This window comes from Paenibacillus gorillae, assembly GCF_000513275.1.
In the GTDB taxonomy this organism is placed as follows: domain Bacteria; phylum Bacillota; class Bacilli; order Paenibacillales; family Paenibacillaceae; genus Pristimantibacillus; species Pristimantibacillus gorillae.
This window is the reverse complement of record NZ_CBVJ010000099.1, coordinates 1-12540: the sequence shown is the minus strand read 5'-3', so window position 1 is coordinate 12540 and position 12540 is coordinate 1. Positions and strand designations below refer to the sequence as shown.

Here is a 12540-nt window from a genome sequence, read left to right as displayed (position 1 = left end):
GATGACCGAGCAGCAGTTTGATTTTTCGAGGCCACTAGCCATGATAGCAGATAAAACAGAACGAATGATTGCGCAAATTGGACACAAGTCGCCGCATGTTGCCAAGGCAGACGGGAAGTATGACGATATGCGCCACGATTGGTGGACATCCGGTTTTTGGCCCGGGATGCTATGGATTATGCATGATATGACGGGAAAGGACATCTATAAGAACGCCGCTTGGGACTGGGACGAGAAGCTGGAGCGGAAAATGATGCAGCCAAGCAATTTCCACCATGACGTCGGCTTTCAATTTCTTCCGACGGCTGTGATGAAGCATAAGCTGACCGGCGATGAGGACGGCTTGCGGCGGGGCTTGTTTGCCGCCAATTTTCTGACAGGTCGTTACAACATCGAGGGCCGGTTTCTACGGGCGTGGAATCAGGAGAAGCTGGGCTGGTCGATTGTCGATTCCACAATGAACCTCTCGCTGTTGTTCTGGGCCTCGCAAGCCTCAGGCGATCCGCGCTTTGCTCATATCGCGAAGGCGCATGCTGATACCGTCGTGAACCGGTTCGTCCGGGAGGACGGCTCGGTGCGCCATATCGTCAGCTTTGATCCGGATTCGGGCGAATATTTAGGTGCAATCGGCGGGCAAGGCGCCGGTCCTGATTCTGCTTGGAGCCGCGGCGCCGCTTGGGCGCTGTATGGCTTGGCGAACACCTACCGCTATACGAAGCAGGAGAAATATTTGCGCGCTTCCCAGCGGGTCGCCAACTTTTTTATCGCCAATCTGCCGGAAGATTCTATTCCGCATTGGGATTTCCGGGCAGCGGAGAGCTTGGAGCAGGAGCCGCGGGACAGCTCGGCTGGCGCTTGCGCGGCATCGGGACTGCTGGAGCTGGCTTCCCATCTGCCTGCAATTGAAGGCGGCCTGTACCGCAATGCCGCTGAACGAATCCTCATCTCGCTGCATCATAATTACGCGACTTGGGATCAACCCCAGCATGAGGCGATTTTGCTGCAAGCGACAGGCAATCGCCCGGCTGGAGTCGATGTGAACGTGTCGCTCATATACGGCGACTATTTCTTCGTGGAAGCCATTGCGAAGTTGAACGGCTGGAAGAATCAGATTTTCTAGACTTGTGGAGAGATTGTGCATTATAGCGAAGCATCTTCACAAAATAGCGAATACAAGGCAGGCGGCGAATTTCAATGCTAAGGTTGATCAACGAAGTAAATTTCGCTATTGGAGAACCGAGGTTCGCGAACAGCGAAATTCTCTTCTCTCCAAGCAGCTCGTATGCTGCATCTTGGAGCTACAGCGAAGAATGGTTCGCAAAATAGCGAATCAGGTTCGCTCGGGAGGAGAGTGAGATGTCGCAACACACCCAACTGCCGAGGTTGGAGCAGAGGGCGCCTCAGTTAAAGGTATGTTTGCCATTAAGTAACATAGAGCTTTAAGCAGTCCTTCTTTTGACTTATCAGACTGCAATCGCTTACAATATAGCTACGCTTAGTTTTCGGCCGCACCCGGCCGAGAAGCGGGGGAACCAGTCAATTGGGGCGAATCATTCTTGAATGTAGGGTACCATCTTACCCGAGCCCGTCAGCTAACCTCGTCAGCAGTGGATGGGTCTGCTTCTAATTGAATGTGATCAACCAGAGACCCTATTTTTTTAAGGGTCTCTTTTTGTCTTTTTTTGGACCCTGCTGGCGGCACACTGGCTTCTTGACACAAAAGGCTCCCTTTATTCTCACCCTATGGGACGAAGGAGAGAGATACAGTGCAGAAGGTACGGTACATTACGGATGTTGCAAAAATGGAGAATTTGTCCGAGCACGAAAAAGCGGTATTAAAGCCGATTACGGACAAATTCGTTTTTCGCGTCAACGATTATTACCTCCAGTTAATCAATTGGGATGATCCTCATGATCCGATCCGCAAGCTCGTTATCCCCAATGAGGGAGAGCTGTCTGAATATGGACGCTGGGATGCTTCTGACGAGGATACGAATTATGTAGTTCCGGGATGCCAGCACAAATACAGGACGACGGCGCTTCTTATCGTCTCCGAGGTGTGCGGCTCCTATTGCCGCTACTGCTTCCGCAAGCGGTTGTTCCGCAATGACGTCAAGGAAGCGATGTCGGATGTGGCTCCGGGGCTTGCTTATATTGCGCAAACTCCAGAGATCAACAATGTGCTTCTGACTGGCGGCGACAGCCTCATTCTGGCAACATCCAAGCTGCGCACGATTATTGAAGGACTCCGAAGTATCGATCATGTCAAAATCATCCGGCTTGGCTCCAAAATTCCGGTATTCAATCCGATGCGGATTTATCAGGACGAGGAGCTGCTGGAGCTGATCCGTACCCATTCGACGGAGGAGAAGCGGATTTATGTCATGGCACATATTAACCATCCCCGTGAAATTACGGCAGAGGCTAGGAGAGGCTTTAAAGCGCTGCATGACGCGGGAGCCATTGTCGTTAACCAGACGCCCGTGCTTAAGGGCATTAATGATGATCCGGCTGTATTGGGTGAGCTGCTTGACCAGCTGTCGTGGGCAGGCGTTACACCTTACTACTTTTTCGTCAACAGACCGGTGGCCGGCAATCGTGAATTTGTGCTTCCGCTCGAGCGGGTGTACCAAATTGTAGAGGAAGCGAAGGCGAGAACTTCCGGTTTGGGCAAAAGAGTACGTTTGTCCATGAGCCATACCTCTGGCAAAATTGAGATTCTGGCGATTGATAACGGCAAAGCATATCTCAAGTATCATCAGTCAAGAGACGAGAATTACGGGCAGTTCATGACGCTCGATTGTCCGCCCGGCGCCGAATGGTTCGACGATCTTCCCGGCAACGAGCAATATTGGACGAAGCCGGTCAAGAAAAACGATGCTATTATATCCGTCAATGATATGGAGCGTAGTCCAAGCTGTGCAGCAGTTGAATAATAGAGTCGAACAATAAAAAAATAGCCGTTCGAGGAGCAGCAAAGTCATATTAGGACTTTTGCTGCTTCTTTTGTTTTCCAATTATTGATAAAGTGGTAAACTGAAAGGTGAATTGTAGCAAATTGGAAGAGAAACTGGAGAGATTAGAGATGGATAGAAAACTAGTAGTCAAACTGACGAATCTAATTGGATATACGGCCAGCATTTCGACGATTTTATTATGGATTATTTTTGTATGGATGAATCCGTATGATCCGGGGCTGGAAAAGACGAGCGCATTCATTACCTTTATGATGCTTGTGCTTCCTGCTGTCGTTTTCGGTACAGGACTTATGCTGGAGAAAAGTATGATTTTACTGGCGGCGTACATTTGGAGTTTTCCTTATAGTATATATATGGTTGTTACGCCGGGCGTATTTATGCTGTTTGGCATGACTAGCTTCATCTATTTCATTTGTTTTATGATGTATCGGCTTCGCGGCGTCAAATATTAAGAGGGAGTTGCATCTAAGGTGTTGAGATCGAGACACACAGCAGCAGTTATATTGATACTGGCCGCCATTATTTTATTGTTTAGTATTTCCGCTTTAGTTAAGAAACAAGAGGGAGTCCAGAATAAAATCGACAGGACCTTCATCGAACAGTTATCTAATGTAATAACCGGGTTCAGTATGAAGTTGACTGGTGATGAGAGCGCCGCATCTTATCAGCGGTGCATAGCGTCAGTTGCGGCAGCGGCTGCGTTGTCACCGCTTACCTCTTTCGAGAGAACCAACGATTTGCTGGATATCGCTCTGCATAACTTATATATGGCCATGCTCAACCCCGATTACAGGGATGAAATTGTAAATAATGTAGATCTTTTTCGAGAGCTATTTTACACGTTATCCCGCAACCCGAAAGATGAAGGCACAACGAATGCTATCATTAAATTTACTGAAAGCCTGCAGCAGTAAGGCAGCAAGAAATGAGGCAACAGTATGAGGAAATGGCATTGGTATTCGATATTAGTTGTTCTGTGCGTCCTAGCACTGGCGGGGTGCTCGTCAGATACTAGTTTTGAAGTTGAGGATATTAAAATCAAGCTAGTAGCTCTCCAAGTAAAAGAGGACTATACCGAATATGAAATCGAAGTGAAAAATGCAGGGAAGATCGCAGTGAGAAACCTCAATTTCTATCTTTCCTTTCCAGTGATCACAACCAACGGAACGAGCGAAAATCCGTTCAAGCTGGAGGGGAGAGCAGATCTGAATCGCCCAGTTGTAATTCGTCCAGGCGAACAAACTACATACACATTCAGGGCACCTATTCAAAAGGTATTCGGGGATTCCAAGCTCCTTAACTTTAATCAGCCTTTCGTCGATTTAAACGGTACGATTTTATATAAGAAGAAAGAGATCCCTTTTAGTAAGGGAATGGGCTTGGGGCTTGTCGAGGACAGCGATAAAGGGAGCAGCAGCCAATAGCGGTAAAGTAATAGATGACATCAGGGGGAGCGTCTATTTGGGCGATCATTAGTTTCATTTTGTTTATTTTATGTATTTCAAGCATTATGGGCAATCAGGTGGTTTCCTTGCGGAAAATGGATGCGATGCAGAAGTCGCTGGATGAAATGAACCAGAGCCTGCGGGAGTTAAAGTCGAAGCAAGAGGAGTAACGACGTGCCGTCCTTCTTCAACCCTAATCGTTCTAAATCTGTAGAAACAAAATCGCATACTTATTTAAGAATGTAATACGAATACGTGCAAACCGGAAGCAGGAGTCTTTTTTAGACTTCGGCTTTTTTGTCGTTTCTATCGTTTTCTCCAATCAAATTGATGAAAATCCAATCGTTGTGATATGGTTCCGCTTTCATTTCCTCCTTATACTTTTAAGCAAAGGGGTGACACGATGCTTGCAAGTCTGAGAAAATACCGCTGGCAGTACATGATGATTTTACCGGCCTTCGTACTTTTATTTCTGTTTAACTACGTACCGATGACCGGCATACAGGTGGCATTTAAAGATTTTCACATCGGCCTGACGGTATGGAACAGCCCGTGGGTCGGCTTTGAAAACTTTGCATTTTTGAAAGATGATCAGTTTTGGATTGTGGCCCGAAATACGATTTACATCGCGGCACTCAAATTTGTGTTCGGATTCCCGGCACCGATATTATTGGCATTGTTGATTAATGAAGTTCGTCATAGCGTCTTTAAACGCTTTGTTCAATCCGTCAGCTATTTGCCGCATTTCTTCTCATGGATCGTTATTGCTTATATTCTGCAATCTCTGCTGACGCTCGACGGCGGATTGGTCAATCAGCTCATTACGAATCTAGGCGGCGATCCGGTCTTCTTCCTGGGCTCCACGGAATGGTTCCGGCCAATGATCGTAGTAAGCGGAATGTGGAAGGAAGTTGGCTGGAATACGATTTTGTATTTGGCAGCGATTACGACAATTGATCCGCAGCTGTATGAAGCGGCCAAGGTGGAAGGCGCCGGCAAGCTGTCGCAGATCCGTCATATTACGATACCGGGTCTCATGCCAACGATCACGATTATTCTCATTCTGAGCATGCCAAGCCTGATCGCTGTCGGAATGGATCAAATCTATCCGTTGATGAATCCGGCGAACCAACCGGTTGCAGACGTACTCGACACGTACATTTTACGCAGCGGTTTGCAGCAGGGCTACTTTGGACCGGCAACAGCAGTTGGCCTGATTTCCTCGCTCATCAGTTTGATCCTCGTTATGGGGACCAATAAGCTATCTAACAAAATTAACGGGGAGGGGCTCTGGTAAGCATGAGACTTTCAACTGGCGAAAAAGTAAGTCAGATTATTATAGTTGTGCTTCTGGGCCTGCTATGTGTATCCGTCATTTATCCTTTCATGTATATGCTGGCCATTTCGCTGAACGTGGGTAGTGATGCCGCAAAGGGCGGTGTGTACCTATGGCCGCGTGAGTTCACTTTGTACAACTATGAAGTCGTTCTCGGCAATACGGTCATCCAGCATGCTTATCTCATTACGATACTCCGCACGATTATCGGCACCGCTTGCGGCTTGTTCATTACATTAATTGCGGCATTTGGCTTGTCCTACCGGCAGCTGCCGCTGCGGAATACACTGCTCGGCTACATCCTCATCACGATGCTGTTCAGCGGCGGATTGATTCCGTTCTATATTCAGCTCTATAACTTAAACCTGATCAATTCCTTCTGGGTGTATATCATTCCAACCGCCTTTTCGGCGTGGAATATGTTCGTTATGATGAAGTTCATTCAGGGCATTCCGGATGCGCTCGTTGAATCGGCTGAAATCGACGGCGCGAGTCCCGTTCGTATCCTTTATTCGATTATTATGCCGCTTTCCAAGCCAATGCTTGCGGCGCTTGGGCTGTTTACCGCTGTTATGCACTGGAATGACTGGTTCTCAGGTGCGTTCTACGTATCCGATCAGACGCTCATTCCGGTACAGACCTTCCTGCAGCAATTGCTGTCAGCCCAGGATATATCGGTCGTACTTGGCTCCAATAATAATCAGGAAGCGCTCGCCCGGGGCTCGATGCTATCCAACGTGACCCTGATGTCGATCAAGATGGCTACCGTCATGGTCAGTGCGCTGCCAATCCTTTGTGTCTATCCGTTCCTGCAAAAGTATTTTGTTAAAGGCGTATTAATCGGGTCGGTCAAAGGGTAAGCCATAACTAACGGGTATAGGGCACTACCAAATACCAATTACAAGAAGAGAGAGGGGAAGCATGACATGAAAGTACAACGGGGAGCAAAAGGATGGGTCGCATTAACGCTTGCAGCTTTGATGCTTGTTCTTGCAGCTTGTTCGTCAGGCAGCGGGGGCACAAAAGAAGAGGGAAGTCCGAATGCCGGAGCTACAGCAACAGCAGGAAACGAATCCAAAGCATTTAAGCTTTGGCTGGGCTGGACGGCAACGATCAATAACGACAGCATGGTACAAACGTATTGGAGAGAGAAAGAGCCAGGCATTAACGTTCAGATCGAGGCTACGCAAGGCGATGCCATGACGGCGCTTAATCTGAAGCTGAATACAGGCGGATTCGAGGATGCGGCGATTTTTGGCCGTACCGATATCGTCACTTCCGCTATGATTAAATCCAATACAGTTCTGCCGCTGGAGCAATACTTCGATATGCCGGATAAATATCCAGGTCTGGCTGCCATTCCAAAGGTTTATCTGGATGCGATGAAGGATAAAGACGGCCATATCTGGTCTCTCCCGGCTTGGTTTGACCAAAACCCGCAAGATCCATGGCCAGGTTGGGCTTCGCTGGGCTGGTTCGTCCGTTCGGATGTGCTGGAGAAAACAGGCATGACGGCGGATGATCTGAAAACGATCGATGGCGTTGAAAAATATTTGAAAGCTGCTTCTCAGCAAAAGGATGCTTCCGGCAAAAACCTCATTCCGCTCAGCTTCTTGTCTGATGCGAACGATGAGAACGTTATTCTCAGCACCTTCGGTGTAACCGTAGCATCTGCAGGCGGCGTTGTTCCAGTTGAGAAAAAAGGCGACGGCTTTGAGTTTATCTATGATAATCCGCAATACAAAGCCGCTTACCAATGGATGAACAAAATGTATCGTGAAGGCTTGATGGATCACGAGGTTATTACAGACAAGAAAGAGCGTTACAAAGAGAAAAACAAAACCGGCCGCGTTGCGCTGAATGCCGGCGGATTCTTCAATATGGATGCTCAGCTGTGGGAAGTGCTGGACGGTCCTACAGAACCGGCTTGGTACTATCAAGCGCTTCCTTACCCGCAAGTAGAAGGCGTTAGCAAAGTAGGCGCGAATCAAATCGTCAACCCTTACCCTGCCAACGACATCTACATTAACAAAGATACGAAAAATCTAGGCGCTATCTTGAAATTCTTTGACTACACGCTGACACAAAAGCCAGAACAGCAGCAGGTTGTTAACGAGGGTCCTCCAGGCGTGTTCTGGGATTGGACCGATCAGCCGCTTGGCAAATGGACATACACAGATGAGAAGTACCAGCAGGCACATGATTCCGGTGATGCAGCGAAGGTTGCAAGCACGAACCCGAATCTCTACGGCGCTTCTTCTTACAGCAATGAATGGTACCCATGGTGGAACTACGGCGTAACGAAGCCGGAAGGCCGTCTGAAAACGATCCAATTCACAGAGAGCATCGGCAAAATGGGCGGTATCCGTGTAGCTGAGACTTACGATATGGTAAAAGCGGAGTCCGGCGGCTTGTGGGAGAAATATTTGCCTGAGCTTGAGAACGTAAGAAAAGAGTTCAAAGCTAAGCTGTTGATGGCTAAGGATGACGCTGCGTTCGAAGGAGCTTGGAAGGACTTCCAAGGTGCACTCGAGAAACGCGCACACTGGACAGACCTTAAGAAAGAATGGCAAACAACATTTGATGCGACTAAAGCTTAATGGCATAAAAGAGGGACAGGGGAAGCCGCATAATGCGGTTTCCCCTTCGTTCCCGTAAGGCGCGCGTGCTATACTGAACGTGTGAAAGGGGTCAGGCACCGTGAGATTATGGCTGGAGAAACAAGTGATTCGCTTCACCCGTGGCATGAACCTGCGCAGCAAAGTGCTTGTTATGTACGGGCTCATTTTGGTTTTGCCTACTTTAGTGTTAGGCGGCAGCGCCATCTACTTGGTCATTCAAAGCTTTCATCAAAGCTATTTGACGACGGTGGATGAGGCTGTAAGACAAACGGCGCAAAACGTCGATTTTGGTAAAAAAAGCTATGATTTGCTCGCTGTTCGAACGGCAACTGATGGCGAGCTTATTTCAAGATTAGGGCGCAGTTACGCCGATATGACTGAAATATTGGATACCGTCAATTATGTGGACCGCACATTCCTCATTACGAGCAAGTATTTGCCGGGAATTGCGGATTTTCGCATTTATCATACGAATGAAACGCTGGTGCAGGACGGCCAGCTACTGTGGCGGCCGGAGAAGCGGTCACTGGTGGGCATGGATGAACAGGCTTGGTACGAAGAGGCCGCGAAGAGCGATCAAGCGCTGCGCTGGAGCAACGCGCCAAGCAATCCGAAGCAAATTGTCATCACACGCAAAATTATGGGGGCCGATGGCAGTCTGCTCGGTATGGTCTATATTTTACTCAATTATGATAGCGTTTTCGGCGAATTACTGGATAAGCCGTTCAAAGGCGCGGGAAATTTATTTGTAGTCGACAGCAGCCGGCATGCGATTGCGGCGACGGAGACTGGTAAAATCGGCGGCCGTATCGTGACGAAGGAATGGCCGCTGAGCGAGACAGAGGGAGCGGCGGATAGTTCAGCCGCCGCTGTATATGACCTCACTCTAACTAAAGAGTTATTGATCGCCAAGCCGCTTTCTTCCGGCTGGGAGGTCGTTGCACAGCTTCCGATGCAGTACATGGACAGCCAGAACCGGCGGATTTTGCTGCTAAACGTTTCGATTACAGTGCTCTTTCTTGTATGCTCACTGTTCTTGATTATGACGATCGTTAAAAATATGGTGTGGCGAATCCGTAAGCTGGGTACACGAATGAGCGATTTGTCCCGCGGCCAATTCGAGGTCAGCGTGCGCCACAATAATAACGATGAGTTGGGCGACCTGGAGAGCATGTTCAACTCAATGTCCGAACGGCTGGGCAAGCTGGTGGAAGATATTACGAAAGCAGGGCTGATGGAAAAGGAGCAGGCGTTCAAAGCGCTTCAGGCGCAGATCAACCCGCATTTCATTTACAACTCCTTAAGTCTGCTGCGCTGGCGTGCGCTGGATGTGCAGGATGAAGGGCAAATTCAGATTATTGATGCGCTAACGACCTTTTACCGGCTGGCGCTTAACAATCAGATTAGTGTCATTCGCATCCGAGACGAGCTGGAGCATGTCAAAGCTTACTTGGACATTCATCAGTTCCGTTATCCGGATCGGGTTCGCGTGGAATGGGATGTGGACAGCTCGGTTCTCGATTTCTATACCATCAAGACCGTGCTGCAGCCGATTGTTGAAAACTGCTATTTGCATGGGGCCATTACCCGGAAAAAGGATGCGGTCATTCGCGTCTCTGTACAACGAGAAGGCGACAATATTCGAATGGCCGTCTATGATAACGGCAGCGGCATTGCGGAGGACGTTCTGCGTGAGATCGAGGCCGGTACGCATAAAGGGAAAGGCAATGGATTTGGCACAGCTAACATTAAGGAACGGCTATCGCTTTATTTTGGCAGCAGGGCTTCATTCATAATAGAAAGCGTGGCTGGCGAATGGACGCGGGTAAGCATTATATTCCCGGCATCCGCAGAGCAGCCTGCAATTAGGAGGGAAATATGACGATGCTTAACGTGATGATCGTGGACGATGAGCCTTCCAACATTCAAGGACTGGTCCGTTATATTAAGTGGCAGGAGCATGGCTATGCGGCTCCGGTGACGCATGAATCGGGAGAAGAGGCGCTGGAGGCGCTGCAGGAGACGGAGTTCGATGTCCTTATTTCGGACGTGTCTATGCCGGGGATGAACGGGATTGAGCTGGTCGCCAGAGCCAAAGCGCTTTATCCTCACATTCAGGTTCTGATGATCAGCGGCTACAATGAATTCGAATTTGTTCAGGATGCGATTCATGTTGGCGCCCAAGCCTACGTGCTGAAGCCGCTCAAATTCGAAGAGGTGACGAGCCGTCTCGATACATTCCGGGCAACGCTGGAGAAGATGCGGCAAATCGTTGAGCAGACGAGCGAGCTGGAGAAGAAGGTTTCGGGCAGCCTGAAGGTAGTGAAGGAACGTTTCGTTAATGATCTGATCGCCGAGATGGTACAGACTGACGATATGCTGCTTTCGTGGAAAAGCTTGATGGAGCTGCCCAAGATTGATCGAGGATTGCGAGTCATCTTATTCGGGCTCGACCATTTTCTGTCCTTAAGCAAAGATGCCAAGGAGCGAATGGTGCTCGGGAGCGGCTTTCGCAAAACAGTGGACGTCGGCTTATCCGATCTGGAATCTCTATATGTGGCGCAGACCGCTCCGGATGAAATTGTTGTGCTGCACGCCAATCCGACGCCGGAGGAAAGTGCAGTGTTAGAGAAGCAGATGGTTTTCATCCAGCGCATGATGGAGGAGCAATACGGCTCTACGGTGTCGGTGGGCTTAAGTCGTACAGGCGATGGATGGAAGGATGCGACGCTTTGCTATAAGGAAGTGAAGTTCAAGATGGCGCAGGCGCGGCTCATGTCGGACGGTCAAATTGTCCATTACGATCCGACGGACTCACATGACTTCAAGGAATATCGGCTGCGCGAGGAATTTATGCCAAATATCGTGAAGCTGATGGAGTCGGGTGACCGGGCCAAAGTAGGCGAATATATGAATCGGGTTTTCGACTTGCTGCAATCGCAGGAGCCGTTCTCGTTCTCATACGCTCAAGCATTTGGAATGAGCTTTCTTAGCGAGCTGATCCGCATTTTGAAATGGCAGAATGGAGCAGAGGGCGAAATCAATATTTTAATGTGGCGCAGAATGCTCGACTGCAGCAGCACCAGCCAGATCATTGAGCTGCTGGTCGAATATGTAGATCGCTATATGCTGGTTGAGAAAAAAGAGCAGGGCCATCAGCTCCACAATTTGATCCGGCAAATTGCCGTGTTTATCGAGGAGCGCGTCCACGAGAGCTGGACGGTGAAGCAGCTCGCGGAGCAGTTTAACTTGAACGCCAGCTATTTAAGCGTGCTGTTCAAGAAGGAGATGGGGAAGACGATTTCTGAGTTTGTTCAGGAAACCCGCATTCAGCTGGCGAAGCAGCTGCTTCAGGATCCAAGCATTAAAGTATACGAGGTCGCCGACCGGGTGGGCATTCAGACCTCGGCGTATTTCACTTACCTGTTCAAGAAGATGGTCAACTGCACGCCCCAGGAATTCAGGGACCATCATTATTCCGCCGCAGGACCGGGAAGCGGCAGCGGGTCCAAGCCGGGTAGTGGGCGCTAGGGGTTAAGGCGTAAAGGTGCTAAGGTGATAAGGCGCAAAGGTGCGAGGTGCTAAAGGTGCTAAGGCGCTGAGGTGTAAGGCGCTAGTGCCAAGTGCCAAGTGCCAAGTGCCAAGTGCCAAGTGCCAAGTGCCAAGTGCTAGGGGAGCTTTGCAAGGCTTGAAGCCTCCCGCTAGAGCATGCATTGCATTGCGCAAACGTGAGGCTTCAAGCCATTCGTACGCGTGAACGTAGCGAATGAGCAGGAGCTCGATTCCCGTACGTGCATTAAAAGATAGAGAATTTATCCGCATGCAGCAGGCAGTGGGAGAAGAAGCGCCAATACGCTATCGCACGCCTAACAAACTTTCTTGTGCTTAAGGCTAACATAATGCAAATGCGGCTAGATCCTCTCCCTTCATCGGAGGTTTACCCTACAATATTACGTTGGAAATATCCAACGTAGAAGCGACAAAGCGGCAAAGAATGCGCCCTACGTTGGAAATATCCAACGTAGAAACGGTAAAACAGCAAAGAATGCGCCCTACGTTGGAAATATCCAACGTAGAAACGGTAAAACAGCAAAGAATGCGTCCTACGTTGGAAATATCCAACGTAGAAGCGGAAAAGCAGCTAAAAAATGCGTCCTACG

General features: G+C 49.1%; 11 protein-coding genes and 1 riboswitch. All 11 genes read left to right on the top strand.

Going from position 1 to position 12540, the window contains the following annotated elements:
* Window position 1 precedes the first annotated feature (1 nt).
* The 11 genes from TY10_RS18285 to TY10_RS18240 all read left to right on the top strand — a co-directional run bounded on the left by TY10_RS18285 (window position 2) and on the right by TY10_RS18240 (window position 11911).
* A complete protein-coding gene (locus TY10_RS18285) occupies window positions 2-1120 on the top strand; it encodes a glycoside hydrolase family 88 protein (protein ID WP_042166555.1) in 1119 nt (372 codons plus the stop codon).
* Between the two features lie 362 nt (window positions 1121-1482).
* A riboswitch (cyclic di-AMP (ydaO/yuaA leader) is annotated at window positions 1483-1622 on the top strand.
* Window positions 1623-1766: 144 nt separating this feature from the next.
* Window positions 1767-2936 carry a KamA family radical SAM protein gene (locus TY10_RS18280; RefSeq protein WP_042166553.1) on the top strand — a complete coding sequence of 390 codons (1170 nt, stop codon included), beginning with the start codon at window positions 1767-1769 and terminating at the stop codon, window positions 2934-2936.
* Window positions 2937-3085: 149 nt separating this feature from the next.
* The gene (locus TY10_RS18275; protein ID WP_042166551.1) at window positions 3086-3430 is read left to right on the top strand and encodes a hypothetical protein; all 345 of its coding nucleotides are present in this window, start codon (window positions 3086-3088) and stop codon (window positions 3428-3430) included.
* A gap of 18 nt (window positions 3431-3448) precedes the next feature.
* A complete protein-coding gene (locus TY10_RS18270) occupies window positions 3449-3892 on the top strand; it encodes a hypothetical protein (RefSeq protein ID WP_042166549.1) in 444 nt (147 codons plus the stop codon).
* A 24-nt stretch (window positions 3893-3916) separates the two neighbouring features.
* The gene (locus tag TY10_RS18265) at window positions 3917-4402 is read left to right on the top strand and encodes a hypothetical protein (RefSeq protein ID WP_042166547.1); all 486 of its coding nucleotides are present in this window, start codon (window positions 3917-3919) and stop codon (window positions 4400-4402) included.
* A 14-nt stretch (window positions 4403-4416) separates the two neighbouring features.
* Window positions 4417-4593, top strand: coding sequence for a hypothetical protein (locus TY10_RS30535; RefSeq protein ID WP_155985949.1), 177 nt, complete (start codon window positions 4417-4419; stop codon window positions 4591-4593).
* 233 nt (window positions 4594-4826) lie between these two features.
* Window positions 4827-5720, top strand: coding sequence for an ABC transporter permease (locus tag TY10_RS18260; protein ID WP_042166545.1), 894 nt, complete (start codon window positions 4827-4829; stop codon window positions 5718-5720).
* 2 nt (window positions 5721-5722) lie between these two features.
* On the top strand, window positions 5723-6619 hold the full coding sequence (locus TY10_RS18255) for a carbohydrate ABC transporter permease (RefSeq protein ID WP_042166542.1): 897 nt from the start codon (window positions 5723-5725) through the stop codon (window positions 6617-6619).
* Between the two features lie 66 nt (window positions 6620-6685).
* Window positions 6686-8359, top strand: coding sequence for a type 2 periplasmic-binding domain-containing protein (locus TY10_RS18250; RefSeq protein WP_042166539.1), 1674 nt, complete (start codon window positions 6686-6688; stop codon window positions 8357-8359).
* A gap of 100 nt (window positions 8360-8459) precedes the next feature.
* A complete protein-coding gene (locus TY10_RS18245) occupies window positions 8460-10262 on the top strand; it encodes a cache domain-containing sensor histidine kinase (protein ID WP_238327778.1) in 1803 nt (600 codons plus the stop codon).
* Window positions 10259-11911 carry a response regulator transcription factor gene (locus TY10_RS18240; protein WP_238327777.1) on the top strand — a complete coding sequence of 551 codons (1653 nt, stop codon included), beginning with the start codon at window positions 10259-10261 and terminating at the stop codon, window positions 11909-11911. The genes TY10_RS18245 and TY10_RS18240 overlap by 4 nt, the downstream gene beginning before the upstream one ends.
* The last annotated feature ends 629 nt before the right edge of the window (window positions 11912-12540 follow it).